Genomic DNA, 26999 nt, shown 5'->3' with positions numbered 1-26999 from the left:
CGTTACTGATTCAGCAGCGCCAGCAGAGTGCGTGTTCGCGCTTCCATCAGCGGTATATCGCCGCGTGATTCCACATTCAGGCGCACCACCGGTTCGGTGTTCGACGAGCGCAGGTTGAAACGCCAGTCCGGGAATGACATGCTGAGACCGTCCGTGCGATCCACCGCCTGCGCCTCTTCCGCGAAGTGCGCTTCCACCCGCGCAATGGCTGCCGCCGGCTCCGCCAGCCTGCTGTTGATTTCCCCGCTCGCCGGGAACGCCGCCATCCGGTCGCGGACCAGCTCACCCAGCGACTGCCCCTTCAGGCACACCAGCTCCGCCACCAGCAGCCACGGGATCATCCCGCTGTCGCAGTAGGCAAAATCACGAAAATAGTGATGCGCGCTCATTTCCCCGCCATAAATGGCATCCTCCGTACGCATCCGCTCCTTGATAAAGGCGTGCCCGGTTTTTGACATCACCGGCGTCCCGCCCGCCGCCGTCACCACTGCCTCCGTGTTCCAGGTCAGGCGCGGGTCGTGGATAATCTTCGCCCCCGGATGTTTTTCCAGAAACGCTTCCGCCAGCAGCCCGACGATGTAGTACCCCTCGATAAACTGCCCTTTCTCATCGAACAGGAAGCAGCGGTCGAAGTCGCCGTCAAAGGCGATACCCATGTCCGCCCCGTGTTCAATAACGGCCTTGCGGGTGTCGTCGCGACACTCCGGCAGCAACGGGTTGGGAATGCCGTTCGGGAAGGTGCCGTCCGGGGTGTTGTGGATTTTGATGAACTCCACCGGCGCGCCCAGCGCCTTCAGGCGCGCTTCGATGGCGTCAATGACCGGCCCCGCCGCGCCGTTGCCGGCGTTAAACACCAGCTTCAGCGGGGTGAGATTGTTAACACTGATATAGCCGAGCAGGTGGCCGATGTAGGCGTCGCGCAGGCTGATTTGTCTGTAGCTGCCGCGCGCGGCCTCGTTCACCGGCGGGAAGTCGCCCGCTTCCGCCAGACGCTGAACGTCGCGCAGACCGGTGTCGCCGCTTATCGGGCGGGCGCCCTCGCGCACCAGCTTCATACCGTTGTAGTCCATCGGATTATGGCTGGCGGTCACTTCAATACCGCCGTCCACGCCGAGGTGGAAGGTGGCGAAGTAAATCTCTTCGGTGCCGGACATACCGATATCCAGCACGTCGACGCCCGCGTCCTGTAACCCTTTCGCCAGCGCCAGCTTCAGCGCCTCGCTGGTCAGGCGCACGTCGCCGCCCAGCACGATGGTCTTCGGTTTTAAATATTCGCCGTAAGCGCGGCCAATCCGCCACGCGATATCTTCATTGAGCTCTTCGCCCAGCCTGCCGCGAATGTCGTAGGCCTTGAAACAGGTTAATTTTGTCATGTGCTTACCCTTCTTCAGGCAACAGTTAGCCCTGACCGTAAATGGCCAACATCGTTATTGTTGTTCATTGCCGGATGGCGCGTTGCGCTTACCGAGCACCATTGCAGGCGTCAGACCCGCCCGTAACGGTCCTCGAACCGCACCACGTCGTCCTCTTCGAGATACGAGCCGGAACGCACTTCAATTAAATCGAGCGGTATTTTTCCCGGATTTTCCAGGCAGTGGGTCGCCCCCAGCGGAATATAGATGGACTCGTTTTCACCGAGCAGCTTAACCTCGCCGTTGATGGTGACTCTGGCGGTCCCCGCCACCACCACCCAGTGCTCGGCGCGGTGATGGTGCATCTGCACCGACAGTCCTTCCCCCGGCTTGACGGTAATACGCTTCACCTGATAGCGCTCGCCCGCGTCGATGGAGTCGTATTTGCCCCACGGACGGTAAACCTCGCGGTGCATGTGGTGCTCATGGCGTCCGTCGGCCTTGATCTTCTCCACCACCTTTTTCACGTCCTGCACCGCGTGGCGATCGGCAATCAGCACGGCGTCTTTGGTCTGCACCACCACCAGATCCTTCACGCCGACGGTAGTCACCAGGCCGGATTCGGCGTAAACGTAGCTGTTTTCCGTTTTATGGCTGATGACGTCGCCGTGGTGGACGTTTCCCTCCGGGGTGTGGGCGCTGATTTCCCACAGCGAGGACCACGAGCCGACATCGCTCCAGCCCGCGTCCATTGGCATCACCACCGCGTCCGCCGTCCGCTCCATCACCGCGTAGTCAATGGACTCTTCCGGACAGGCGAGGAAGGCCTCTTCATCCACGCGAATGAAGTCAAGATCCGGATCGACGCCGCGCATCGCCTGTTCACAGGCGGCCAGAATATCGGGGCGGAACTTTTTCAGCTCTTCCAGATAGCGTCCGGCGCGGAACAGAAACATGCCGCTGTTCCAGTAGTAATCGCCGCTGGCGACGTAGGCCTGGGCGGTTTCCAGCCCCGGCTTCTCAACGAACTGCGCCACCTCAAAAGCCACCGCATCCGTCGCGCCCGGCACGACATCACCGCGCCGGATATAGCCATAGCCGGTTTCCGGCAGATCCGGCACGATACCGAAGGTCACCAGTTTGCCCGCGTCGGCACAGGGCATGGCGCCGCGCACCGCGTCGCGGAAGGCCTCTTCATTGGCGATCGCATGATCCGCCGCCAGTACCAGCATCAGCGGATCGCAGTCCGTATGCTGGCGCGTCGCCGCCAGCGCCGCCAACGCAATCGCCGGCGCGGTATTGCGCCCGGCGGGCTCAAGAATAATGTTCTCCGTCAGCTTATTGAGCTGGCGGAGCTGTTCGGCAACGATAAAACGGTGCTGTTCGTTGCAGATAACCACCGGGCTTTCGCACTCCACGCCGTTCAGACGGCAAATGGTGGTTTGCAGCATGGTGAGATCGCCTTTCAGGCACAAAAACTGTTTTGGATAAAGCACGCGAGAAAGCGGCCACAATCGGCTACCGGAGCCACCGGCCATCACAACCGGGTAAAGTTTTGTCTGACGCATTATCATCCCCGAATATCTGCAATAAATTGGCGTAGCACGTTCTCTTTATTGAGCGTGCGTTCGGCGTATTCACGTGCCGTCGTGTTGTTTTTCGGCATGGCGAGCGCCTGGCTAATCCCGTCGACCAGCGCGTCGGTTGACTCCGGCTCCACGCAAACGGCGATGCCCGGATAACGCGCGCAAAGTTGCCCTAATTCGGTGTGCGGCTCAGCGGTAATTACCGCATTGCCGCCGACCGCCAGAATGTTAGTCAGCTTGGAGGGCAGTACCGCATCCGCCGCGCCGCGCTTTTGCACCACCAGATGGCAGTCGCCCATTTTCAGCAGAGCTGGTAAGGCGTCGTAAGGCTGCAGCGGGAGGAATTTAATATTTGGCAGGCCGCGTTCGCGGGCCATGTTCTCCAGCCGCGCCTTGCCGCCCCCCTGGCCGACAATCGCGAAAATCAGCGGTCGATCGCGTAATCGTTCCGCGGCGTCAATTACCTTTTCCAGCCCTTGCTTTTCGCCGATATTGCCGGAATAGAGCACAATTTTTTTGCCCTCTGGCAAGCCAAGCTGCTGACGCAAAGCCGTCACGTCAGCGTCATTAACGTCCTGAAAGCGCGCCACTTCCGACCAGTTCGGAAAAAAGAGGATTTTTTCCGCCGCGACGCCTTTTTCCCGCGCTTTATTCATCATGGAGCGAGAAATGGTCGAAACATTATCAACGTTACGCAGCGCGCTGCGTTCAAAGGCCGTCGCTAACCGCGCTACGCTGCCGCGCTTGCCTTTTCCCGCCATTCCTAAGCCGAGCATGGCGTCCACTTCGTAATCCTGAATATGCAGAACGGTACGCGCGCCGGAGAGTGTCGCCAGCAGGCGCATTCCCGGCGTACAAAAGAGCGTCGGTACAACGCCGATAATCCGATCCGGCTTCCAGCGACGCTGCGCCATCAGTGGGAAAAAACTGCTCAATGCAAAGCTCCCAAGATGAAGCAACCGTTTTAAGGTGGAGGGTTGTTTCGGCACATACAGCGGGCAGCGCCAGACGGTAGCCTCGCCCTCTTCCCGGCGATAGCGCCAGGCGGAATAGCGCTCACCGACCTTCCACTGCGGGTAGTACGGCGGCGCAGTAATGACCCGCACCTCATGGCCTTCCTGCGCCATCCACGCCACCATTTCGCCGGTATATTTGCCGATACCGGTCAGTTCCGGCGAATAGTTAATGCCATAGACCAGGATCTTCATAGGCCCACCGCCGGCGCGTCAGGAAGGAAGTAGGCCCGACTGTTCTCATGAACATTGTCGCTTGCCAGAAGCTGTTCCGGCGTCAGCCAGCGGTAACTGCCATGCTGGGTGTCAGGCAGGCGTAAATCGCTCTCCGCCACGCGCAGACGAAAGCCGAGCACGATGTAGTGAGTTGAAAAATCCTCACCGGAAAAGTTGTCGTCATAGAAGTGCTGCCAGACGCCATAAAACGTCCCTGCCGCCAGCGGCAGACGCACGCCCAGTTCCGCCTGCGTCAGGCGTGCAAAGGCGGCCTCCAGCGTTTCGTCTTTGCACACCCGCCCCCCCGGCACAAACCAGTAGCCCTGCGCCGGACGGTTGAGACGCTGGCCCAGTAAAATTTCCCCCTGGCCGTTTTCCACGATGAAATCGAGGGAGATGAGGGGCGTGGTCCGCACCACGGCGGCGAAATCTTCCTGACGTAAAAACATTGTCACCCCCGGAACCGTTGCTGATTCTCAAGGAACCACTGGTAAGTACCGGCAAGCCCTGCCTCCAGTGAAATTTCGTGATACCAGCCAAGCTGATGCAGGCGCGTGACGTCGAGCAATTTACGCGGCGTGCCGTCCGGCTTCGCGGCGTCGAACACCACCCGGCCCTGGTAACCCACCACCTTTGCGATAGTCTGCGCCAGCTCGCGGATGGTGCAGTCCACGCCAGTGCCGACGTTAATGTGCGACAGCATCGGGGCAGTGTTCTCCTGCCACACTTCGCGCGCCAGCTCCATCACGTGAATACTGGCCGCCGCCATATCGTCAACGTGCAGAAATTCACGCATCGGCGTGCCGCTGCCCCACACCACCACCTCCGGCGCGTGGCTCTGCGCAGCCTCATGAAAGCGACGCAGCAGCGCCGGGATCACATGTGAATTGTCCGGGTGGAAATTATCATGCGGGCCGTACAGGTTGGTCGGCATCACCGAACGGTAGTCGCGACCGTACTGCCGGTTGTAGGACTCGCACAGTTTAATCCCGGCGATCTTGGCGATGGCATACGGCTCGTTGGTCGGCTCCAGCGTCCCCTGCAGCAGCTCGCTTTCCGCCATCGGCTGCCTTGCCAGTTTCGGATAGATACAGGACGAACCGAGAAACAGCAGTTTGTTCACGTTGTGCAGGTGCGCGGCGTGAATAATGTTGCTCTCTATCATCATGTTTTCATAAATAAAATCCGCCGGATACGTGTTGTTGGCGACAATGCCGCCCACTTTCGCCGCCGCCAGATAAACCTGGTCGATACCCGCTCCGGCAAAGAACGCCTGTACCGCGCGCCCGTCGAGCAGATCCAGCTCATCGCGGGTGCGCAGCACCAGTTCCACGTCGCCGCGCTGCGCAAGCTGCCGTACAATGGCGGAGCCCACCATCCCGCGATGGCCCGCCACAAAAATTCGTTGCTTATTCATTCTCAGGACTCCAGCGCGATGGCCACCTCGTAACCGTGAGATTTCAGCAGTGAGTGTTTTTTCGCGGCTTCCAGATCGTTCGCCACCATCTCGGAGACCATCTCCGACAGGGTGATTTCCGGTTTCCAGCCCAGTTTCTCATGCGCTTTGGACGGGTCGCCCAGCAGGGTTTCCACTTCCGCCGGACGGAAATAACGCGGATCAACGGCCACAATTACATCCCCCGGTTTCACGCCCGGCGCATCGTGTCCGGTAACGGATACCACAATCCCTTTCTCATTAATGCCTTCGCCTTCAAAGCGCAGTTTTATCCCCAGTTGCGCCGCCGCCAGCTCCACAAACTGGCGTACGGAATACTGCACGCCGGTGGCAATCACGAAATCTTCCGGCTGCTCCTGCTGTAACATCATCCACTGCATCCGCACGTAATCTTTCGCATGACCCCAGTCGCGCAGCGAGTCCATGTTGCCGAGATACAGGCAGGACTCCAGTCCCTGGGCGATATTGGCGATGGCGCGGGTGATCTTACGGGTGACGAAGGTTTCGCCGCGACGCGGGGACTCGTGGTTAAACAGAATGCCGTTACAGGCGTAAATACCGTAGGATTCACGGTAGTTGACGGTGATCCAGTAGGCGTACAGTTTCGCCACCGCATAGGGGGAACGCGGGTAGAACGGCGTGGTCTCTTTCTGCGGAATTTCCTGCACCAGCCCGTACAGTTCAGAGGTGGAGGCCTGGTAGAACCGCGTTTTCTTTTCAAGACCGAGGAAGCGAATCGCCTCCAGCAGGCGCAGCGTGCCCATCGCATCCACATCGGCGGTATATTCCGGCGACTCAAACGACACCGCCACGTGGCTCATTGCGCCCAGATTGTAGACCTCATCCGGCTGCACTTCCTGTAAAATGCGGGTCAGGTTGGAGGCGTCGGTCAGGTCGCCATAATGCAGATGAAATTTCGGGTTGCAGCTGTGCGGGTCCTGATAAATATGGTCCACGCGCTCGGTATTAAACGATGACGCGCGGCGCTTGATACCATGCACCTCATACCCTTTTTCCAGCAGAAATTCTGCCAGGTAAGACCCATCCTGTCCGGTTACGCCAGTAATGAGAGCGACTTTTGACATTTTCATTTCCTCAAATAGTCCCGTTAGGGAGTAACTTTCTGAACGCGCTGGCGCGTTACCACTGCGGGATTGCCCCGACAAATCGCATTTGCCGGTAATGATTTAAATACGCTGCTGCGCGCGCCGACGACGGTGCCATGTCCTATCGTCACGCCGGGCGCGACAAAAACATCGGTCGCCAGCCAACATTTTTCGCCAATAACAATCGGCGCGGCGTTAATATCGAAATGAGCGCTGGTATAATCATGGCTACCGGTACACAAATACCCTTTTTGTGAAATAACCGCATGTGCGCCAATATTAATTTCACCCAACGTATATAACACAGCGTCGTCGCCTACCCAGGCATAATCGCCGACGGTTAATTTCCACGGGTAGGTAATTTTTACTGACGGTCGAATAACCACATTCTTTCCAATTTTGGCGCCAAACAGACGCAGCAAAAAGGCTCGCCAGCGATACAATATTTGCGGCGACCCGGCGAATAATGTCGCCTGTACCGCCCACCATAATTGTACTTTTAGCGCATTAGCGCCGCGGAACCCTTTCGGCACCGTAAAGCCGCTAAGATCCTGCATAATAACTCCCGGTGATTAGACTTTGTTATACCGCGCTTTTGTTTTACCCGTCGTTTTCAGACGTAATAAATAGGATAATTGCGCCCAAAACCCTGGCACACGTAATATTTTTCGCTGTACGTTTTTTGCATCCTGACATAATTCCAGATTATTCGAGGTTGACACGCCGCCCATCGAAAATTCAGATACCAGTCCGTTAATTCGCCGAAAAGGATAGCCTGCTTTATAGAGACGGGCCGCCAGCGCATAATCTGAAGAGACATGATATTGCAGATCATAAGGATACTTTTTTAACGCTGCCGTCGGGAAAAATATCGCCTGATGGCTGGCTGGCAAACTATGGTAGATATAATACCCGGGTTTAGCCTTCCGGCGTATTTTATGCCCGCCGCCGAAATCCAGCAGCGCGTCGCCAATATACATCGCCTCGCCCTTTTGTCGCGCCAGTTGGCGGACAAACAGCGCGGCATCATCATGGAACGCATCACCGGAATTAAGAAACAGGGTATAGCGCCCCTGCGCCAGCGCAATGCCTTTGTTCATGGCATCATAAATACCGCGATCCTTTTCACTGATAAAACGCAGGTTAAACTCACCGTGACGTTTTTGCAGAAATTCGCGCGTGCCGTCCTCCGAACCGCCATCCACTACGATCCATTCAAATGACAGGCCCGGATCGCGCGCCAGATTGCGCAGCGAGCGCCAGGTTTTTACCACCCCTTCGTAATTGCGAAAGGCGACGGTAACGACGCTTAAAAACATGCCACCACCCCGTTATGAAATTTTTAACGCCTTGCGCAAAATGAACGGACAGACGATTAAAAAAGCATATTCCGGGCTAAATATTGAACCGGTAAAAAACAGTGACACCGGCGTAAAAAGATAGAGCTGTACCCGAAAATTGCGATTATCGCCAAACGCATTTAGCGCCATTTTTAAAACTTTCCCCATATACCACAGCGTCATTAGCACTGCGAACCAGGAAAAATAAATAATCAGCAGATACAATCCATTGTCTATGGTTTTCCCGACATCCGCACCGTTAAAGATTCCGAATGATGCGACATATTCATAAAGTGAGCCAAATCTGACTACACCATCAATATGGGTCAAGGAATATCCGACCATGACTAACGGGCCCACAATACGATAATAAGAAGATGAGCCTTCCGTCCCTAAATCGCCAAGTCGTGTCGCGATATAAGGAAATGCAATAATTACCCCAACCAAAAACAGGGTTAATGAGACCAGCGCCAGTGGAAGTTTTTTCTTTATCGCATCCTTATTCAAATATTGGAACGCCCACTCCAGAAGGTAAAACAGGATAAATGTCATTACCCCTGAAAATGATCCTGATAATATTATCCCTGCCAGAATCATAGCATCGCTTTTCGGTGTTTTGATACCAAACTGTTTGATGCTCAGCCAAATTGAGATTAGTGCCAAAGCGAAAAATGCCGGTTCAAAATAAAGTGCAGTGGTACGCTTACCGCCAAATTTTATGAAGTTCAGTACGTAGCTATTACTGTAAATGAGATATTTCGAAATTCCTTCCATAATACTGCTGCCGCCGGTAAGGATAATTTGCGCCATCTCAACCGCGGCGAGCGCGACCACTATACCCACCACCAGATAAAAAAAACGCAAAATCTTTCGGTGGTTATGCGCGGAAATGGTTTTGAATCGGATACTCCAGACCATCCCGATAATGACCACAATATAGACAAACAGCATCGTGGACGTGACATATTTACCGGCATTCAGCGACTGGCCGAACAGGAAGTTAAATGCCGTAAGCCCCGCGCCGATGCCTAAGGCGATCATCAATTTTTTTACGCTAATGCGTTCCACAAATAACAGCAGCAACAGCGGTAAAAAAGTGACGATGGTAATGGGAAAGCTTTCCCCCAGTTGGGCAATCTTGACATTGACCAGTAGGTAGATCAGCGGCAGCAGCAGATAGCTACAGATTCTGATAGAACGAGACATACTCCTCCAGCATCTGTTGACCGCTGTACGCGACGCGGCTACGCATACGAAAGGCGTCCAGCGTGGCGCCAAATACCGCCTGAGCAATCTCTGGCTTACGCCGCTGCGCCAGGCGCAGGACATCTGTAGCGGCAAAAGTCTGGCCGCCGGATTTCGCCAGCACCTCCTGCGCCGCCTCGCTGTGGGTGGCGATTACCGGTACGCCGATCGAGAGCGCTTCACACAAGATCAGCGGATAGTTATCGACCCGCGAGCTAAAGACCAGCGCATCCATCTCATTGAGCGCGCTCATTAATTTGCGCTTATCGGTTTCAAAACCGTGATTAACAACGTTTTGGCCAGTAAAAGGCGAAAATTTACCGAAGGTATGCAGTTCAATTTTTTCGCCCAGCGCCATCATGTCGTGTACCAGACGCTGGTCAGTTTTGCCGTCATAACGCAAGTCATGCGCCACAATGGCAATTCGCGGTTTGCCCGGATTCAGCGGCACAGGTGATAGCTGCGCGAGAATCGCCTCGGTCGCCAGATCGATACCGTTGTTAATAATCTGGCAGCGCCCCGCGCCATAAACGCTGTTAAAGGCCTCGGCCACGTGCTGGCTCGGTGAAATAAACCGGCAGCCCAGCCGCAGCATGTCCCGAAAGCGCTGACGTTTGCCGCCAATAAGCTGGTGCGCCCGATCCACCCTGACCGGCGGATAATTGCTTAGGGTCGGACATTTTTGGCAGCCGCTTTTCCAGCCCTCGCAACCGTCGGTGAAGGCGCAACGCCCGGTGACGCTCCAGTGATCGTGCAGCGTCCAGACCAGAGTGACGTCTGGTTTTTGCGCTTTGACTTTTTCGCAAAACGTCACGATGTCCGCCAGGTTTAGCCAGTAACTGTGGAGAACATGAAAATGCAGCACCAGCGGGCCGGATGTCTGGATAACCGTGCGGTAAAGATTGTCGAGATTGCCAAACAGATCGCGATTCAGGAAACGAAACAGCGCGATATTAGCGATTGCCGTGCCGCGCGGCGTCTGTTTTATCACCTGCGGATAACGGTGGTGGCTGACGCTTTTTTTTCCGCCTTTGCCATAACCATAGACAAAACGTGACGTCAGCCCTTTTTGCAGCGCCCGCAGATGGAGATCCAACGCCACTCCCGCCGCGCCGCCTTCCGCCAGCCGTACATTAAATTGCAGAATATTCATGTGCTGACCTTCACCCGTGCTTTTTCTCCCACCACCAGCGCATGGTCCGGAATACTGTCAAGCACCACGCTACCCGCGCCAATCGTGACGTGATTACCGATAGTAATATCGCCAAGCAGGATGACATTCGCCCCCAGCTCAACGCCGTGACCAATCACCGGACAAGCCAGGCTGTCCGCGCCGCGATTGCCAATGGTGACGCCGTGGCGAATGGTAAAATCGTCGCCAGCGACGACATGTTTGTTGATCACTACCGCGTAACCATGATGGATAGTGAACCGCCGACCAATGGTCGCGGCGGCCTGGATTTCATACCCGAACAGGCATTCCGTGATCACGCGATACAGCACCAGCACCGGCGCGGCCCACAGATTATTCAGCACATTCTTTTTGCGCCAGACGGAACAAAAATGAGCGATACGGTAGGCCAGCACCATGCAACAGGGGCGTAAGCTCCAGCTATTCGCGCGTAAGTCTTCCAGCATCGTTATCGCCCCCGCAGCCCGGCCGCCAGGCGTTTGCTGTTACGCACGGAGAGCAACGTCAGCAACGTGCGCCAGGTCATTCGCTTATTGCGAATTTGGTACAGCGTAAAAAGCTGGTATTTTTTGCTGGCGCGATCGAATTTATCTTTGTGCTTACGATAAAAATGGAAATAACCGGAGAACTTTTTCGGCGAAGAGGTAATCTGCATCTCGCCGTGGTTGATATGTAAAATTTGCGTCGCCTCTTCGACTTTCCACGGTTCGCCATACTCCACCACCATACGCAGAAAAATGTCGTAATCCTGCGCCGCCTTGAGTTCGGTATCGAACAAACACGCTTTAAAACGCCAGGCCCAGGTAAAAACCTGATTGCCAATAATATTGCGCTTGTAGAACAAGCGGCGCGAATAAGGGGATTTCGGATACAGCGGCAGGCTGGCAGGCTGAGAGTAGACCTCGCCCTCGCACACATAGTCGTTGGCATACAAAAAGGCGTGCGTAGTCAACTGGTGTTTATGGGCCAGAAACACGCTCAGACGGTTTGGCGTCCATTCATCGTCATCATCAATACCGGTAATGTAGTGCCCTTGCGCCTGCATAATGGCCTGGTTGCGAACCGCGCAGGCGCCGGTATTCCTGGCGTTATGGGTATAACGGACGCGCGGGTCGTTCAGCTCCTCAACAAATTGTTGTAGCTGCTGATAAGATGAGGAGCAATCATCCACGATGATCATCTCCCAGTGACGGTAGTCCTGACGTAGTACTGATTTAATCGCCCGGATAGCCAACTGCTGCCTGTTCCAGGTTGGCATATAAATTGAGATCAGCGGATTGTCTGTTGTCATGCTTATTCCCCAGATAGTTTTGCCGCATGGCGCTACGCTTGTCCGGCCTACAGTCACAGGCCGCGCCATCCGGCACGCCTTATTTTTTATTTGGAATCTGACTGGTATTCATACTCGTAATAGCCATAATCCTGGTAGCCCGTCGCCCGGCGGAAAATGGAGTTGAGAATGACGCCTTTGACCTGAATGCCATTCTGGTCAAAACGGCTCAGACTGGTTTCCACCTCTTTTAAGGTGTTGACGGCATAACGCGCCACCATCAGCGTTGTCCCGACGTGACGACCCACAATCGCGGCGTCCGTCACGGCCAGAATCGGCGGCGTGTCGATTAATACCAGATCGTAGCGGCTGCTTGCCCAGGCGATCAGCTCGCCGAAGCGCTCGCTCATCAGCAGTTCCGATGGATTAGGCGGCACCTGACCGCGCGGAATAAGATCAAAATTAGCGATCGCCGTAGGTTTCGCGCAGGAGGCTATCTCGCCTTTGCCCGCCAGAATGTCAGATAAGCCGTCCACGTTATTGGTGCCGAGCAGTTCATGGGTGTAGCCCTTACGCATATCGCAGTCGATCAGTAATACCCGTTTATGCGTCTGGCTGATGACGGCCGCCAGATTGGCGCAAACAAAGGTTTTGCCGATAGAGGGGCTGACGCCTGTGAGCATGAGTACATTATTTTGCGCCTGCATCATGGCGAAATGCAGGCTGGTGCGCAGGCTGCGAATCGCCTCAATCGCCAGATCGGTCGGATTACCCACCGCCAGCAGTTGGCTCTGCTTGTAACGCTTAATCCCTTTAATGGTTTTGACGCTATCGCGCGCTTTTTGCCATTCCGACAGCGGAATACTGGCATAGACGCTGATCCCGTGCTCCTCCAGCGCCTGCGGGCTTTCAATACCGCGATTAAACAGCGAGCGCAGCAGCACGCCGACAATCGATAACATTAATCCCAGAATAATGCTGCCGAGAATAATCAACGCCTTTTTCGGCTTTAGCACGCCCGGCTGGGTAATCGCCGGGTCAACGATGCGCACGTCGCCAACGGTGCTGGCTTCGGTGATTTTCAGCTCCTGCTGTTTATTAAGCAGTTGCATATAAACCTGCTGGCCGGACTCCACATCACGGGTCAAACGCACAATCTCCTGCTGGGTTTTCGGCATTGCCGTCACCCGCCCGTTCAGTTTGGCTTTTTCATCTTCCAGCGCTTTACGTTTTTCCAGCAGGGTGCGGTAAGCCGGATGCGCTTTGGTAAAGAGCTTGGAAATTTCCGCCTCTTTAAACGTCAACTCATTCAACTGGGCGTCGATATTAACCATCGAATCGAGCACCGCCTTCGCCTCCAGCGGTAAATCCACCGAGTCTTTATCCTGGCGGAAAGCGTTTAGCTTGTTTTCCGCCACATCCAGACGGCTGCGGACTTCCGGCAGTTGTTTTGCCAGAAACGCCAGGCTCTTCCCCGCCTCTTCAGATTTCCGCGCAATATCCTGTTGCAGATAGTTACGGGTAATACTGTTGAGAATTTCGCGGATCTGGTCGCGATCCTCTCCCGTGAACGTCAGGCTCAGAACGCCGGTATCTTTGCCGGTTTCCGTTACGGTGAGGTTATTTTGCAGGTTATTAATCATGCCAAGCGTTGAGAATTTACTCACCGTAAATTCTGTTTCAGGACGGGCGTCAATCGCCTCTACCTGCATCGTCACGCCGTCTTTATTGAGTGGCTGGCCCACAACGCCCTGCGCGCTAAATCCGCCGTCGCTAACCAACTGATAACGTTTGTCGCCCAGCACTTTGAGGGTGAAGATCTGTCCGCTCATCGTCTCTGGTCGGGTGAATGTCGTGACTTTCACCCTTTCATTGTGACGTCCCATCAGCCGTTCCCACCCGGCGCCAAAGAGCGGAAAGGTGTTTTTGGTGACGGCAATATCCAGATCCAGATCGTCAACGGTCTTCCCCAGCACCAGGCGCGATCGAATGAGCTGAATTTCCGCATCGGAAGCCGGCGGCTTATTCGCTAATGCGCTGTTGATATCCTGTACCAGCGAATTACCGGCGTTTTGTTCAATCTGCACCAGCGCATCGGCGCTATAGATGGGCGTGGCGAAGAACGTATAAATTACCGCGCACAGCGCAAATATGGCCGTCGTCCCCAACACCCACCAACGCGCTTCAATCACCGTTCCGACCAGACGCCCGATATCGATTTCATCGCTACCCGTAACCGCCGCAGATTGTTTTACTTTTTCTGTCATGGTTTTCCCTGCTCTGCATTCAGTGCCTGCGCCCACTGGCGGGCAGACCTTTCCAGTAATGTGTACACCGCCTCAAACGCATCGCGGCTTTTGCGATACGGGTCCGGTATTTCACGCTCGCTGTCCCAGTGACCAAACAGCATTACCTTGCCGCGCATTTCCGGCGCAATGTCGCACAGGGCGGCGATGTGACGTTTCTCCATCGTCAGAATCAGGTCATATTCCCGGCACAGACGCGCGGAAATTTGCCTTGCGCAGTGATTTTCCAAAGACAGATCGTGGGCGCTCGCCACGCTCGCCGCCGCAGGATCGGCGCCTTTGCCGACCAGCGCGCCTAACCCGGCGGACGCAACCGTCAGCGAGGGATGAAAGCGCTTTAGCAAACGTTCTGCCGTCGGGGAACGGCAAACATTCCCCACACAGACCACTAAGATTTTGTTAAACATAACGATTACCAGGAATGAATGTCGCTGGCCGTATCCGTCATATAACGGACACCGCTAATGGTTGGCAGCAACTGATTGATCAGACGGTTCCAGCGAGCAACCGGCGCGGTCGTGACGTACACCACATCGTAAGGCTGAAGTCGGAATTCCGTCGCCATCACCAATGACGTGGCGTCAGACATATCAAGCTGGTAGATATTGGCGATCTTGCCGCCGCGTCCCCCCTCGCCTTTCAACGGACGAATCACAAAAATGCCGCTGGCGTTGGAGGTGGTCAGATCGATGCCTTCCGCATTGCCTAATGCTTCGGTGAGCGTCATGCCGCTGAAATCCATTTTGAGGGTGCTCTGTTTTTTCACTTCGCCCATGACAAAGACTTTCAGATCGTCATTGCGCGGCACATACAGAATGTCGCCAGGGTAGAGCAAGCGGTTCTGGCTAAGATCGCCATTTTGCATCAGAGCCTGTAGCGAAATGCGTTGTTCTTTGCCGTTGTGCGTCAACACGACGTTGCGCCAGTCCGCCATATCGGTCAGGCCGCCCGCAGCGTTAATCGCATCCAGGACGGTTAACGGTACGTTAGTAATGGCCTGCTGACCGGATTTATTCACCTGGCCGGAGATGTACGCTTTTTGCGAGCGGAAAGCGGCGATATTGACATCCACCTGCGGGTCCGCGATGTACTTCGCTAAACGCCCGGTAATATCGCTGCGAATCTCTGACAAAGTTTTACCGACGACGCTAACCTTGCCAATGTAGGGATAAAACATGGTGCCGTCCGGCTGAACCCAGTTGCCGGTATCGCTTGAGCTACGGTACTGGCCTGCTGGCGTGGTCAATTCCGGGTGATCCCAGACGGTGACATTCAGCACATCGCCAGGCCCGACGCGATACTGATAGCTGGCGATCTCCTGGTCCAGCGACATATTCGGTTGCGCGACATTGGGCCGCGGGCGTAATTGCTCAACCAACCGTGGCGTCAGCGGATACACATTGACCATCCGGTCGAGATCAAAGTCAGCGTCTTGCTGTTTGATCACATCTTTCCCCATCGTAGACATATTGCTGCCCGGAAGTACTGTGCAACCACTTATCAAGCTGAGCGACGCCAATAATGGCATCAATTTCATTTTGGATTTCATCATTGATTATTTATCACTTTGGCAGAGTCATTATCCTGTGCAATTTAAATAGCGGCTTCGTCCGTGCACATTTACCTTGCAGTTAATGGCAGAGAAAATTAACTGGCATCATACTGAAAAAAAATCAATTCATCCGCAGGCTATTGACAGAATAATAAAGGCTTATATTCAGGCTTTCAGGCACGCTACCGCCCCTGGCTTCTTAGCTACCAATACACTGATTATTCTAAATTTTCGCATTCCCCTCCGATTTCATCCTCGTTCAGATAAAAATCTTCAGCGAAATAAAGGTTACGTATTAATAGTTTTCTCGATGTCGTGACAGGATATTTAAGAGCGCTATCTTAATCCTGCAAGAATTGTTGCAGCTAACCTAATGACAGGCAAGGTAACAAACCCGCCATTCTATATTTTTAAGATTAATATTAAATGAATTAACAGATGATTTTAGGATTTTATTGATGTTGACAATATTTATTTACTCCACTCCACCTGCGATATTTCCTAAATATATTCTTGACATTATTTAGTTTCCGACAGAAACATTACGGCTATTTTAAAGTTATTTTATAGCCGCGTAACAAAGATAAATTGCTCTGCGGCATTGCATTTTTCCGCCGTATTATCCATGATCGAATTGTGACAATTGTCATATTACAGAAGGTATTGCTCTTACTATGGAATGGATTGCCGATCCGTCAATCTGGGCCGGACTGGTAACGTTAATCGTTATCGAACTTGTTCTCGGCATTGATAACCTGGTCTTTATTGCCATCCTCGCTGAAAAACTACCGCCGGGGCAGCGCGACCGCGCGCGCATTACCGGCCTGATACTGGCGATGATCATGCGCCTGCTGCTGCTGGCGTCAATCTCGTGGCTGGTCACCTTGACTAAGCCGCTCTTTAGCGTACAGGCGTTAAGCTTCAGCGCCCGCGATCTGATTATGCTGTTCGGCGGCTTCTTCCTGCTCTTTAAAGCCACCATGGAGCTCAACGAACGGCTGGAAGGGAAAGATAGCGCCAACCCTACCCAGCGTAAGGGGGCGAAATTCTGGGCGGTGGTCGCGCAAATCGTGGTGCTGGACGCTATCTTTTCTCTCGACTCCGTGATTACCGCCGTGGGGATGGTCGATCACCTGGCGGTCATGATGGCGGCAGTGATAATCGCCATTAGCCTGATGCTGCTCGCCAGCAAGTCCCTGACCCGATTTGTGAACAACCATCCCACCATTGTCATTTTGTGCCTTAGCTTCCTGCTAATGATCGGCTTTAGCCTGGTGGCGGAAGGGTTTGGTTTCCACATTCCGAAAGGGTATCTGTACGCGGCTATCGGCTTCTCGGTGATGATCGAGGCGCTCAACCAACTGGCTATTTTTAACCGCCGCCGTTTTCTTTCCGCTAACCATACGCTGCGCCAGCGCACAACGGAGGCCGTGATGCGGCTGATTAGCGGTAAAAAAGAGGATGCCGAACTGGATGCGGAAACCGCCGCGATGCTGGCAGACCATGACGACAGCCAGATTTTTAATCCGCAGGAGCGCAGGATGATTGAGCGGGTGCTGAATCTCAACCAGCGCACCGTAAGTAGCATCATGACGTCGCGTCATGATATCGAGCATATCGATCTCAACGCGCCGGAAGCGGAAATCCGCGCTCTGCTGGAAAAGAACCAGCATACGCGTCTGGTCGTGACGGGTGAAAATGAACAGGAAGATTTACTCGGCGTCGTCCACGTCATCGATCTGTTGCAACAATCGCTGCGCGGCGAACCGCTCAACCTGCGGGCGCTGATTCGCCAACCGCTGGTTTTCCCGGAAACATTGCCGCTGCTGCCTGCGCTGGAGCAGTTCCGTAACGCCAGAACCCATTTTGCCTTTGTCGTAGATGAGTTTGGCTCGGTTGAAGGCATTGTGACATTAAGCGATGTCATGGAGACTATTGCCGGTAATCTGCCGAATGAAGTCGAGGAAATTGACGCCCGCCACGATATTCAGAAGAACCCGGACGGTTCCTGGACAGCAAACGGCCATATGCCGCTGGAGGATTTGGTGCAGTACGTGCCGCTACCGCTGGATGAAAAACGGGAATACCATACGATTGCCGGATTATTGATGGAATATTTGCAGCGCATACCGCAAACCGGTGAAGAGGTTCAGGTGGGCGATTATTTGCTGAAAACATTGCAGGTAGAAAGCCATCGAGTGCAGAAAGTGCAGTTAATTCCGCTGCATAACGGCGAGCCAGACCCGGAGATGTAACGTCTGTTCGCCTGCCCCGGCCTGCTTACCAGGCAGGCCGGAGGCGCGTTAGCCTCGCCATCCGGCACTCCTCTTTGGCCAAAAACTACAGCTTATTCAGCAGCTTCTTCACATCTTTACCGTTGCGGGTATCTTTATTGCGATCCGCCCAGTCGTTGAGCCGACGCTTCGCCTCATCCTGTAAATGCTTGCGCAATAACTGATCCACTTGCAGGGTATAGTTCAGCTCCTGCCACTTGCCATAGACGCGCAGCGGCACCGGCGTCTCTTTCAGGAAGGTGATCAGGTTGCTATCGCCGTTCCAGCCGCCCAGCACACGCAGATTAAATTGCGTATCACAGCTCTGCTTAACCAGATCCAGCGTTCCGCTGCCGGTTAACGCCAGCATAGAAGATTGCCCGACCATGTCGTCGAGCGTCAGCGTGCCCTTATTTAGCGTCAGATCGGTCGTGAAGCGATCCAGTCGGGTCGCATTGTCCATATTTTCCTGCGACTGCTGCGCGTCGCCGCCGCTTCGCTCTACGGCCTGCTGCACCAGTTGCTGGAAATTCATTCCTTCAAGGCGCGTATTGCTCATGTCAACATGCGCTTTTCCTTTCCAGCTATGGCGAAATGCCTCCGCGTCAATATCCGCCCCGGAGAAATCGCCAACCAGCGACATCTTACCGGTCAGGCTAATCGGATAATTGAAGGCTTTCAGGATAGTCCCAATCTCAACATGGTTGAGGCGAGGGTGGAATTCGATGCGCGGACTGGCGGTGCGGGCGTCCAGCGTGCCGGGCAGCGACATCTCTCCGTCGGCCAGTTTCCCCTGCAACTCGGTGATATCCAGCAATCCGGCCTGATTAGACATCTTCGTCGAAACCTGGGTAAAGTCCATTCCCCGCCAGCGAACTGAATCCGCCTGTAAAGCAATCTCCGCCGTAAAGCTTTGCAGCCCCTGATAAGGCGGCGCACCAACACGCGACGCGATAACTGGCCTGGTCAGGGGGAGCGTATTTTGCCCCTGCGACACCGCGCCGCCCGTCTGTGCCACGGTGCTATGATGCGGCAACAGGTTGTCCAGATTAAGCCTGCTGGACCGGAGGTCAATTTGCCATTCCGGCTGCTCCGCCAGCGTTACCTGAACATGCCCGGTCAGAGAACTGTCATTCGCCGTTAAATTTAAGTGGTTAAATGAAAGACGTTTTTGCGCCTCCTGCCACTGCGCCTGCAGTTGTCCCTGCCCCTCAATCCCCTGCGCCGGTAGATCCGCGCCCTGCAATTGCCAGCGCAGTTGCTCAATACCCGCGGTTAAATTATGCGGATAATCGGAAGCATCCACCGTTCCGCTGAACGATAAAGCAAGATCCCGCTGATCGCGGTTCACGCGTCCCGAAAAATCAAACGTGCCGCGATGCTCGGCATCTTGTTCCATATTCAGACGAATATCGCGCACCGTGACCTGATCATCATTTTCATGCTGGAAAACCAGCACGCTGTCGGCAACGCGCAGGCTACGAATATCAAACGACCAGCCGCGATCTTCCGCTACGTCCGGCAAGGTATTATCTTTCGGCGCGACCGGCGCATCATCACTGCGTACCGCTTCCGTTTGCGGCGTCAGTTGAATCACCCCGCCTTTCAGCATCACCTGCTTAACATGAAGCTGATGACTCAACAGCGGCCATAAAGCGACATCCAGGCGCATATTGTCAGCCCGCACCAGCGGTTCGCTGGCGCCTCGCGCCGTTAGCGTCATTCGCCCGGAAAGGATGCTGAGTTGCGGCCATACGTGCCAGCGCAGCGGCCCGTCCAGTTGCAACTGATATTCACTACGCGCGGCAACCTGCTGCACCATATAGGCGCGGAAATCATTCGGATTGACCAACAATACCAACGCAGAGAATCCGGCCACCAGCACGACCAGGAGAATCATCAGCGTCGTCAGAAATCGTCTCATGCTACCCTCAATGGACCGGCAGTATTGCGCCGAATGGCTCAGTCTTTATCAATCCGGCTGGCAACAGCGCCCTGCTGATCGCGATATTTGGCATCCTGACGGCGGTTATAAGGCCGCGCCGCCGGGCCGGACAGCGGCTCAAAGCTCAGCGCGCCGATGAGCATACCCGGACGCAACGCCAGCGGCAGCTTCCCGGAGTTGTAAAACTCAAGCACAATGCAGCCCGACCAGCCGGGATCGATACGGTGCGCCGTCACATGCACCATCAGTCCCAGACGCGCCAGCGAGGAACGACCATCCAGCCAGCCCACTAAATCCGGCGGCAGGGTAACGGATTCAAAGGTGACGGCCAGCGCCAACTCGCCCGGATGCAGATAAAATGCCTCGCCGTCCGGCAAAACGATTTCATCGCTCATCACGCGATCCAGCGCCGCGCTGACCTCATCTTTCGGCCCGCTCAGATCGATAAACGCCGCCGTATGGCCACGGAAGGTTCGAAATTTATTGCCAAGACGTACATCGACCGTCGCGCCGTTAATGCGCTCTACGGGAGGTCGCGGGGTGATAGACAAACGGCCTTCATCCAGCCAGGCTTCAATATCTCGGTCGCATAAACGCATGGCACTTTCTCCTTTCGCGCATCAAGCCCTTAAATCAAGCACATCAAGGGCTAACCAGGTTATCACTGAACGGTACACAATTCGCCAGATTTATTCAAAGAACTGGCTGATTTTCGCTTTCAGAATATCAATAGCGATGCGGTTTTTACCGCCGCGCGGCACGATAATATCCGCATATTGTTTGGAAGGCTCAATAAATTGCAGGAACATCGGACGCACCGTTTTCTGGTATTGCGCCATCACCGAATCCATTGAGCGACCACGCTCGTTCACATCGCGTTTGATACGGCGCATCAAACAGATATCCAGCGGCGTATCGACAAAAATAGAGAAGTTCATCTCTTCACGCAAACGCGCGTCGGTCAGTAACAGAATACCTTCAAGAATAATCACTTTCTTCGGTTCTACGCGAACCGTTTCCTGCATACGGGTATGCTCAACATAACTGTATACCGGTAATTCAATCGCCGAACCGCGCTTGAGCGCCTGAAGATGCTGAAATAGCAGGCTGTGATCCATCGCATTCGGATGGTCATAGTTGGTTTTTACGCGTTCTTCCATCGACAGATGGCTTTGATCTTTGTAATAACTGTCTTCGGGAATAACGCCAATATGTTCGTCACCCACTTGTTCACGCAATTCGCGGTAAAGGGTACTGGCAATAAGACTCTTGCCGGAAGCCGATGCGCCAGCGATACCGATAATGACGCACTGATGAGACTGATCAGTCATAAATTTAGCGACCTGATTAACCTGGATGTAAGGAAGGGGGCGCCGAAACGCCAAACGCGGCAATTATAGGGATTTCAGCAGCGCGATACCAGTCCGGCGCTATGCCACGGTGAATTTGTTGGCGGCGCATTCGACGTCGCGACGTAAAAGCGTTCAGTTTTAACGCGGACAGCGGATTTATCGCCCCGTCTGGAGGAGGAATACGCCGGGAGCCACAATTTATATTCAGCCAGCGTATAAATCATTACGCGTTTATACTAGCATAATCACAGAGTAAACTGACGCGTCCGGTATTCCGCGACGTTACCGGCGATTCGGATAGAGTGGTAATGAGTAAACCATCCCAACATGTTTTCGTTACCGTCCCCCACCCGCTATTGCGTCTGGTCAGTTTAGGCCTGGTCGCGTTTGTCTTTACGCTCTTTTCGCTCGTATTATCGCGTGTCGGCACCCAACTCGCGCCGCTGTGGTTCCCCACCTCCATTATGATGGTCGCGTTTTACCGCCATGCGGGCCGTCTGTGGCCAGGGATCGCGGTCGCCTGCTCGCTCGGCAGCATCGGCGCCTCACTGACTTTATTTCCTGCCGCCTCGCTTAACTTTAGCTGGACGGCAATAAATATTATCGAGGCGGCCACTGGCGCGATACTGCTGCGAAAACTGCTCCCCAGCTACAACCCCTTACAAAATTTGAATGACTGGTTTCGTCTGGCTATCGGCAGCGCCGTGATTCCGCCGCTACTCGGCGGCCTGTTATTTTGGCTGATAGCGCCGGAAGCGGTCGCCTCGAAAGCGTTTCTGATTTGGGTATTATCGGAAGCCATCGGCGCGCTGACGCTGGTGCCGTTAGGTTTACTGTTTAAACCACACTATCTGTTGCGTCATCGCGACCCGCATCTGTTGCTGGAAACGCTATTGACGCTGGTCATTACGCTGGCGCTAAGCTGGCTCGCTATGCGCTATATTCCGTGGCCGTTTACGTGCGTTATCGTCCTGTTGATGTGGAGTGCGGTGCGCCTGCCGCGAATGGAGGCGTTTTTAATTTTTTTAGCTACCGTTATCGTGGTCTCGCTCATGCTGGCCAATGACCCCACGCTGCTCGCCACGCCGAAAACCGACGTGATGGTCAATATGCCGTGGCTGCCTTTTTTAATGATCCTGCTGCCTGCCAATATGATGACGATGGTGATGTACGCGTTTCGCACGGAACGCAAACATATCACCGAGAGCGAATCCCGCTTTCGCAACGCGATGGAGTATTCAGCCATTGGTATGGCGCTGGTCGGTACGGAGGGTCAGTGGCTACAGGTCAATAAATCTCTGAGCCATTTTCTTGGCTATAGCCAGGATGAATTACGCACGATGACATTTCAGCAATTGACCTGGCCGGAAGACCTGAATAACGACCTTGAACAGCTAAACATGCTGGTGCGCGGCGACATCAATAGCTATTCCATGGAAAAACGCTACTACACCCGCAACGGCGATGTCGTCTGGGCGCTACTGGCCGTCTCGCTGGTTCGTCATAAAGACAATAAACCTCTCTATTTTATTGCTCAGATTGAAGATATTAACGATCTCAAGCAAAGCGAGCAGGAAAACCAGCGGTTGATGGAACATATTACACAAGCGAACGACGCGCTGTTTCAGGAAAAAGAACGGTTGCACATCACGCTTGACTCTATCGGAGAAGCGGTGGTGTGTATTGATGTCGCGATGAATATCACCTTTATGAACCCGATCGCCGAGAAGATGAGCGGCTGGCGGCAAGAGGATGCTTTAGGCACGCCATTATTAACGGTTCTGCGCATTACGTCAGGTGATAAGGGGCCGCTGCTGGAGGATATTTATCGCGCCGACAGGTCGCGATCGGACATGGAACAGGAGATAGTGCTCCATTGTCATAACGGCGGCAGCTACGATATTCATTATAGTATCACGCCGCTCAGTACGCTTGATGGCGATAAGATTGGTTCGGTTCTGGTTATCCAGGACGTTACCGAATCACGAAAAATGTTACGCCAGCTCAGCTACAGCGCAACGCATGACGCCCTCACCCATCTTGCCAACCGCGCCAGTTTTGAAAAACAGCTTCAACAGCGCCTGCAAACAATACAGGAATCGCCTCAACATCATGCGCTGGTGTTTATCGATCTGGACCGTTTTAAAGCGGTTAACGACAGCGCGGGACATGCCGCCGGCGATGCCTTATTACGCGAGCTCGCATCACTGATGCTCAGTATGCTTCGCTCCGGCGATCTCCTGGCCCGTCTGGGTGGCGATGAGTTTGGCCTGTTGCTGCCGGATTGTAATAGTGACAGCGCGCGCTTTATCGTGACGCGGCTTATCAACGCCGTTAATGAATATCACTTTATGTGGGAAGGACGCCTGCATCGGATCGGCGCCAGCGCCGGGATCACAATGATAAATGAACATAACTGCCAGCTCACAGAGGTCGTGTCTCAGGCCGATATTGCCTGCTACGCCGCGAAAAATAGCGGTCGCGGCCGTCTGACCGTGTACGAACCGCAGCACGCATTAACCTCCTCAAAGGGAATGATGCCGCTGGAAGAACAGTGGCATATGATTAAAAATAACCACCTGCTGATGCTTGCCAGAAACGTCGCGCCGCCGCGTACGCCGGAGGCCACCAGCTTTTGGCTGGTCTCACTCAGGCTGTGGACCAGCGAAGGGGAAGTGATGGAAGAGCGCGCGTTCCGGGCAGGGTTAGCCGACTCCGCGCTGCATCACGCGCTTGACCGACGGGTATTCCATGAGTTTTTCCACCATGCGGCGACCGCCGTCGCCAGCAAGGGATTAAGCGTTGCGCTGCCGCTGTCCGCCGCGGGATTATACAGCGCGACCCTTATTGATGAGCTGCTGGAACAACTGGAGCATAGCCCACTGCCGCCACGGTTATTACACCTGATTATCCCGGCTGACGTTATCGTTAAGCAGGCGCAGACCGCCGCTGCGACTCTGCGAAAACTGCGGCAACGCGGCTGCCAGGTGATTCTCAGCCATGTCGGGCGCGATTTACAGCTGTTTAATTTACTGCCCCCGCATATCGTCGATTATTTACTGCTGGATAGCGACCTTATCGCCAACGTTCATGAAAGTTTAATGGATGAAATGCTGACCTCGATCATCCAGGGACACGCCCAGCATCTGGACATCAAAACGCTCGCCGGGCCGGTACAAAACCCACAGGTGCTGGATACGCTCTCCCGTATTGGCGTGGATCTGATTTATGGCGACACTATCGCCGAAGCGCAACCGTTGGATTTGTTACTGAATACCAGCTATTTCGCTATCCATTGACGGTTGCCAGCCGTGGGTATACCAGATATGCAGTAGCGCGTAGGAACGCCACGGTTTCCAGCGCTCCGCGTAGCGACGGATCTGCGCGGCCGTCATCCCGGCGAAGCGCTGTTTAATTAAGTAATCATCGGGTAAAAAGATATCTTTTGCCTGCCAACCGCGCAGGGCGAAATAGTTCGCCGTCCAGCGGCCAATTCCCGGAAACGTTTGTAAATTTTTAACGCTCTGCTCAATATCCGGCGGCGCGGCGAGCGCCAGTTTTCCCGCCAGCGTCGCCTGCGCCAGATGAATCAGCGCTTCGGCGCGCCGCAGCGGCATCCCCAGAGCTTTAAGCGCCAGCGGATCGGCCAACGCCAGCGTTTCCGGACCGGGAAAACAGACATAATCGGGCGCATCCGGCAACGCCTCGCCATAGCGGCGCGCCACTTTCGCCGTCAACCTTGCCGCCATCGCGACACTCACCAGTTGCCCCAGTATCGCCCGCACGCCTTGTTCAAACGTATCAACCGATCCCGGTAAACGCAGCCCCGGTCTGTCCTCGCCCAGTGACCCCAGCACGGCGGCAACCTGCGCGGGCTGGCAGTCAAGATCAAACAGACGCGAAACCTTCGCCAGACACGCCGGCGCGACAGGAAGTAATCCGGCGCTCACGCTGACCTGCACAGTGTGGGTGGGCAGATGGGGGCTCACGCTGATCAGTCCACGATGCTCGCCCACCACCAGGCTGCGCGCATAAAAGCCCTCGCCTACCGTTTCCACGCCATCCACCGCACGCGCGGCAAGAAAGCCCAACATCCACGACCAGTCGTAAGGCGGCTGCCAGCTCAGGGTAAACATACTTTTCTCCTTTATTTGACCTTTCAGCATAAACGCTAATCGCACGTAACGCCTTGCTTTCATATTCCAGTTGTCGCCGCGACGACATTTCGCTAAAGTCACGCCCCTTCTTCACTGGCATGGGGATTTTAAGGTGTTTATCGGATTTGATTACGGTACGGCAAACTGCTCGGTCGCCATTATGCGCGACGGGCATCCACAGTTGCTGACAATGGAGAATAACAGCGCATTACTGCCGTCTATGCTGTGCGCGCCGACGCGCGAAGCGGTGAGCGAGTGGCTGTATCGCCATCATGATGTGCCGGCAACGGACGAAGAAACCCAGGCGCTGCTGCGCCGCGCGATACGCTACAACCGCGAGGAAGATATTGAGGTTGGCGCGCAAAGCGTACAGTTTGGTCTGGCGTCGCTGGCGCACTATATTGACGATCCCCAGGAGGTCTGGTTTGTCAAATCGCCGAAATCCTTTTTAGGCGCCAGCGGCCTGAAACCGCAGCAGGTCGCGCTGTTTGAAGATTTGGTCTGCGCCATGATGGTACATATTCGTCATACGGCGCACAGCCAATTGCCGGAGGCCATTACTCAGGCGGTGATCGGTCGCCCGATCAACTTTCAGGGACTCGGCGGCGATGACGCGAACCGCCAGGCGCAGGGTATTCTGGAGCGGGCGGCAAAACGCGCCGGTTTTCAGGAGGTGGTATTCCAGTATGAACCGGTTGCGGCGGGCCTGGACTACGAGGCTACGCTGCGGGAAGAGAAGCGTGTGCTGGTCGTGGATATTGGCGGCGGCACCACCGACTGCTCCATGCTGCTGATGGGGCCGCAGTGGCGTCAGCGCGCCGATCGTGAAAGCAGCCTGTTGGGGCACAGCGGTTGCCGCGTGGGCGGAAACGATCTGGATATCGCGCTGGCCTTTAAAAATCTGATGCCTTTGCTGGGCATGGGCGGCGAAACCGAAAAAGGCATCGCCCTGCCGGTGCTGCCGTGGTGGAACGCCGTGGCGATTAACGACGTCCCGGCGCAAAGCGATTTTTACAGTAGCGCGAATGGTCGTCTGTTGAACGATTTGGTTCGCAACGCGCGTGAAGCAGACAAGGTCGCGTTGCTGCTCAAGGTCTGGCGCCAGCGACTTAGTTACCGCCTGGTACGCTGCGCGGAAGAGAGCAAAATCGCCCTTTCCGGCCAGGCGGATGTTACGGCGAGGCTGCCATTTATCAGCGACGACCTGGCGGTCGCTATCAGCCAGCAAGGACTGGAAGCGGCGCTGGATCAACCGCTGGCGCGTATTCTGGAACAGGTGCAACTGGCGCTGGACAGCGCGCAGGAAAAACCGGATGTCATCTATCTGACCGGCGGCAGCGCCCGTTCGCCATTGATTAAAAAAGCGCTTTCCGAACAGCTACCGGGCATACCCGTCGCTGGCGGCGATGATTTCGGCTCCGTCACCGCAGGACTGGCGCGCTGGGCGGAGGTCGTTTTCCGCTAAGCGCCTCGCAAGCCCAGCGCAGATGGATTGACATTATTCTTGATGTGGCTTAACGTCAGGAGTGAGGGTAAGGGAGGATTCCTCCTCCCCTGGTGTCTTAGTAAGCCTGGAAGCTAATCACTAAGAGTATCACCAGTATGATGACTACCTTCATCATAACCCTTTCCTTATTT

Annotated in this window: 23 protein-coding genes; 3 read left to right on the top strand and 20 right to left on the bottom strand. The window is 54.8% G+C overall.

What is annotated here, in order from left to right; genetic code table 11:
• Positions 1–2 precede the first annotated feature (2 nt).
• The 15 genes from cpsG to NA986_RS00680 all read right to left on the bottom strand — a co-directional run bounded on the left by cpsG (position 3) and on the right by NA986_RS00680 (position 15634).
• Complete coding sequence (gene cpsG, locus NA986_RS00750; RefSeq protein WP_023217017.1) at positions 3–1373, bottom strand: colanic acid biosynthesis phosphomannomutase CpsG; 1371 nt, start codon at positions 1371–1373, stop codon at positions 3–5.
• Between the two features lie 110 nt (positions 1374–1483).
• Positions 1484–2926 carry a mannose-1-phosphate guanyltransferase gene (cpsB, locus tag NA986_RS00745; protein ID WP_072276115.1) on the bottom strand — a complete coding sequence of 481 codons (1443 nt, stop codon included), beginning with the start codon at positions 2924–2926 and terminating at the stop codon, positions 1484–1486.
• Positions 2923–4146 carry a colanic acid biosynthesis fucosyltransferase WcaI gene (gene wcaI / locus NA986_RS00740; protein ID WP_023206162.1) on the bottom strand — a complete coding sequence of 408 codons (1224 nt, stop codon included), beginning with the start codon at positions 4144–4146 and terminating at the stop codon, positions 2923–2925. The genes cpsB and wcaI overlap by 4 nt, the downstream gene beginning before the upstream one ends.
• The gene (locus NA986_RS00735) at positions 4143–4616 is read right to left on the bottom strand and encodes a GDP-mannose mannosyl hydrolase (protein WP_023217013.1); all 474 of its coding nucleotides are present in this window, start codon (positions 4614–4616) and stop codon (positions 4143–4145) included. Before NA986_RS00735 ends, wcaI begins: the two co-directional genes overlap by 4 nt.
• A gap of 2 nt (positions 4617–4618) precedes the next feature.
• The gene (fcl, locus tag NA986_RS00730) at positions 4619–5584 is read right to left on the bottom strand and encodes a GDP-L-fucose synthase (protein ID WP_001041701.1); all 966 of its coding nucleotides are present in this window, start codon (positions 5582–5584) and stop codon (positions 4619–4621) included.
• Positions 5585–5586: 2 nt separating this feature from the next.
• Complete coding sequence (gmd, locus tag NA986_RS00725; RefSeq protein ID WP_000048160.1) at positions 5587–6708, bottom strand: GDP-mannose 4,6-dehydratase; 1122 nt, start codon at positions 6706–6708, stop codon at positions 5587–5589.
• 23 nt (positions 6709–6731) lie between these two features.
• Entirely contained in the window at positions 6732–7286 is a 555-nt protein-coding gene (gene wcaF, locus NA986_RS00720) for a colanic acid biosynthesis acetyltransferase WcaF (protein ID WP_001153603.1), read from the bottom strand.
• 15 nt (positions 7287–7301) lie between these two features.
• Positions 7302–8048 (bottom strand): colanic acid biosynthesis glycosyltransferase WcaE, encoded by a 747-nt coding sequence (gene wcaE / locus NA986_RS00715; protein ID WP_000480132.1) that lies wholly within the window; start codon positions 8046–8048, stop codon positions 7302–7304.
• Positions 8049–8060: 12 nt separating this feature from the next.
• On the bottom strand, positions 8061–9275 hold the full coding sequence (wcaD, locus tag NA986_RS00710; RefSeq protein ID WP_000091392.1) for a colanic acid polymerase WcaD: 1215 nt from the start codon (positions 9273–9275) through the stop codon (positions 8061–8063).
• Positions 9250–10467, bottom strand: a complete 1218-nt coding sequence (gene wcaC / locus NA986_RS00705) for a colanic acid biosynthesis glycosyltransferase WcaC (protein WP_001023845.1) — start codon at positions 10465–10467, stop codon at positions 9250–9252. Before wcaC ends, wcaD begins: the two co-directional genes overlap by 26 nt.
• The gene (wcaB, locus tag NA986_RS00700) at positions 10464–10952 is read right to left on the bottom strand and encodes a colanic acid biosynthesis acetyltransferase WcaB (RefSeq protein WP_000888724.1); all 489 of its coding nucleotides are present in this window, start codon (positions 10950–10952) and stop codon (positions 10464–10466) included. Before wcaB ends, wcaC begins: the two co-directional genes overlap by 4 nt.
• A 2-nt stretch (positions 10953–10954) precedes the next feature.
• Complete coding sequence (gene wcaA / locus NA986_RS00695; protein WP_000205695.1) at positions 10955–11797, bottom strand: colanic acid biosynthesis glycosyltransferase WcaA; 843 nt, start codon at positions 11795–11797, stop codon at positions 10955–10957.
• Positions 11798–11883: 86 nt separating this feature from the next.
• Positions 11884–14043: a tyrosine-protein kinase Wzc gene (gene wzc / locus NA986_RS00690; protein WP_070793939.1), complete on the bottom strand. Its 2160-nt coding sequence runs from the start codon at positions 14041–14043 to the stop codon at positions 11884–11886.
• Positions 14040–14489: a low molecular weight protein-tyrosine-phosphatase Wzb gene (gene wzb, locus NA986_RS00685; protein ID WP_000482224.1), complete on the bottom strand. Its 450-nt coding sequence runs from the start codon at positions 14487–14489 to the stop codon at positions 14040–14042. Before wzb ends, wzc begins: the two co-directional genes overlap by 4 nt.
• Before the next feature lie 5 nt (positions 14490–14494).
• Positions 14495–15634: a polysaccharide export protein gene (locus NA986_RS00680; RefSeq protein WP_000978077.1), complete on the bottom strand. Its 1140-nt coding sequence runs from the start codon at positions 15632–15634 to the stop codon at positions 14495–14497.
• A 674-nt stretch (positions 15635–16308) separates the two neighbouring features.
• Here NA986_RS00680 and NA986_RS00675 point away from each other — a divergent pair.
• Positions 16309–17889 (top strand): TerC family protein, encoded by a 1581-nt coding sequence (locus NA986_RS00675; RefSeq protein ID WP_000454712.1) that lies wholly within the window; start codon positions 16309–16311, stop codon positions 17887–17889.
• A gap of 85 nt (positions 17890–17974) precedes the next feature.
• On the opposite strand, the gene asmA is transcribed toward NA986_RS00675, so the two are convergent.
• The 3 genes from asmA to udk form a co-directional block, all read right to left on the bottom strand.
• Positions 17975–19831, bottom strand: a complete 1857-nt coding sequence (gene asmA / locus NA986_RS00670) for an outer membrane assembly protein AsmA (RefSeq protein ID WP_023216954.1) — start codon at positions 19829–19831, stop codon at positions 17975–17977.
• A 38-nt stretch (positions 19832–19869) separates the two neighbouring features.
• On the bottom strand, positions 19870–20451 hold the full coding sequence (gene dcd / locus NA986_RS00665; RefSeq protein WP_001234783.1) for a dCTP deaminase: 582 nt from the start codon (positions 20449–20451) through the stop codon (positions 19870–19872).
• A gap of 90 nt (positions 20452–20541) precedes the next feature.
• Positions 20542–21183: a uridine kinase gene (gene udk / locus NA986_RS00660; protein WP_000132082.1), complete on the bottom strand. Its 642-nt coding sequence runs from the start codon at positions 21181–21183 to the stop codon at positions 20542–20544.
• A 329-nt stretch (positions 21184–21512) separates the two neighbouring features.
• On the opposite strand from udk, the gene NA986_RS00655 reads away from it, so the two are divergent.
• Positions 21513–24503: an MASE1 domain-containing protein gene (locus NA986_RS00655; protein WP_198889132.1), complete on the top strand. Its 2991-nt coding sequence runs from the start codon at positions 21513–21515 to the stop codon at positions 24501–24503.
• Here the strand turns inward: NA986_RS00655 and alkA are convergent.
• Complete coding sequence (alkA, locus tag NA986_RS00650) at positions 24471–25340, bottom strand: DNA-3-methyladenine glycosylase 2 (RefSeq protein ID WP_023216952.1); 870 nt, start codon at positions 25338–25340, stop codon at positions 24471–24473. The genes NA986_RS00655 and alkA overlap by 33 nt on opposite strands.
• 133 nt (positions 25341–25473) lie before the next feature.
• Between alkA and yegD the strand changes: the two genes are divergently transcribed.
• Positions 25474–26826, top strand: a complete 1353-nt coding sequence (yegD, locus tag NA986_RS00645; RefSeq protein ID WP_023206606.1) for a molecular chaperone — start codon at positions 25474–25476, stop codon at positions 26824–26826.
• Between the two features lie 97 nt (positions 26827–26923).
• On the opposite strand, the gene ibsA is transcribed toward yegD, so the two are convergent.
• A complete protein-coding gene (ibsA, locus tag NA986_RS00640) occupies positions 26924–26983 on the bottom strand; it encodes a type I toxin-antitoxin system Ibs family toxin (protein WP_001805500.1) in 60 nt (19 codons plus the stop codon).
• Positions 26984–26999 lie beyond the last annotated feature (16 nt).

Origin of the sequence: Salmonella sp. NW177, assembly GCF_051811585.1 — a bacterium.
Lineage (GTDB): Bacteria > Pseudomonadota > Gammaproteobacteria > Enterobacterales > Enterobacteriaceae > Salmonella > Salmonella enterica.
This window is presented reverse-complemented; position numbering and strand designations above follow the sequence as displayed.

Excerpts from the sequence above, each read along its gene's own strand:
- cpsG (WP_023217017.1), bottom strand. The coding sequence starts at position 1,373 with ATGACAAAATTAACCTGTTTCAAGGCCTACGACATTCGCGGCAGGCTG.
- cpsB (WP_072276115.1), bottom strand. The coding sequence starts at position 2,926 with ATGATAATGCGTCAGACAAAACTTTACCCGGTTGTGATGGCCGGTGGC.
- wcaI (WP_023206162.1), bottom strand. The coding sequence starts at position 4,146 with ATGAAGATCCTGGTCTATGGCATTAACTATTCGCCGGAACTGACCGGT.
- NA986_RS00735 (WP_023217013.1), bottom strand. The coding sequence starts at position 4,616 with ATGTTTTTACGTCAGGAAGATTTCGCCGCCGTGGTGCGGACCACGCCC.
- fcl (WP_001041701.1), bottom strand. The coding sequence starts at position 5,584 with ATGAATAAGCAACGAATTTTTGTGGCGGGCCATCGCGGGATGGTGGGC.
- gmd (WP_000048160.1), bottom strand. The coding sequence starts at position 6,708 with ATGTCAAAAGTCGCTCTCATTACTGGCGTAACCGGACAGGATGGGTCT.
- wcaF (WP_001153603.1), bottom strand. The coding sequence starts at position 7,286 with ATGCAGGATCTTAGCGGCTTTACGGTGCCGAAAGGGTTCCGCGGCGCT.
- wcaE (WP_000480132.1), bottom strand. The coding sequence starts at position 8,048 with ATGTTTTTAAGCGTCGTTACCGTCGCCTTTCGCAATTACGAAGGGGTG.
- wcaD (WP_000091392.1), bottom strand. The coding sequence starts at position 9,275 with ATGTCTCGTTCTATCAGAATCTGTAGCTATCTGCTGCTGCCGCTGATC.
- wcaC (WP_001023845.1), bottom strand. The coding sequence starts at position 10,467 with ATGAATATTCTGCAATTTAATGTACGGCTGGCGGAAGGCGGCGCGGCG.
- wcaB (WP_000888724.1), bottom strand. The coding sequence starts at position 10,952 with ATGCTGGAAGACTTACGCGCGAATAGCTGGAGCTTACGCCCCTGTTGC.
- wcaA (WP_000205695.1), bottom strand. The coding sequence starts at position 11,797 with ATGACAACAGACAATCCGCTGATCTCAATTTATATGCCAACCTGGAAC.
- wzc (WP_070793939.1), bottom strand. The coding sequence starts at position 14,043 with ATGACAGAAAAAGTAAAACAATCTGCGGCGGTTACGGGTAGCGATGAA.
- wzb (WP_000482224.1), bottom strand. The coding sequence starts at position 14,489 with ATGTTTAACAAAATCTTAGTGGTCTGTGTGGGGAATGTTTGCCGTTCC.
- NA986_RS00680 (WP_000978077.1), bottom strand. The coding sequence starts at position 15,634 with ATGATGAAATCCAAAATGAAATTGATGCCATTATTGGCGTCGCTCAGC.
- NA986_RS00675 (WP_000454712.1), top strand. The coding sequence starts at position 16,309 with ATGGAATGGATTGCCGATCCGTCAATCTGGGCCGGACTGGTAACGTTA.
- asmA (WP_023216954.1), bottom strand. The coding sequence starts at position 19,831 with ATGAGACGATTTCTGACGACGCTGATGATTCTCCTGGTCGTGCTGGTG.
- dcd (WP_001234783.1), bottom strand. The coding sequence starts at position 20,451 with ATGCGTTTATGCGACCGAGATATTGAAGCCTGGCTGGATGAAGGCCGT.
- udk (WP_000132082.1), bottom strand. The coding sequence starts at position 21,183 with ATGACTGATCAGTCTCATCAGTGCGTCATTATCGGTATCGCTGGCGCA.
- NA986_RS00655 (WP_198889132.1), top strand. The coding sequence starts at position 21,513 with ATGAGTAAACCATCCCAACATGTTTTCGTTACCGTCCCCCACCCGCTA.
- alkA (WP_023216952.1), bottom strand. The coding sequence starts at position 25,340 with ATGTTTACCCTGAGCTGGCAGCCGCCTTACGACTGGTCGTGGATGTTG.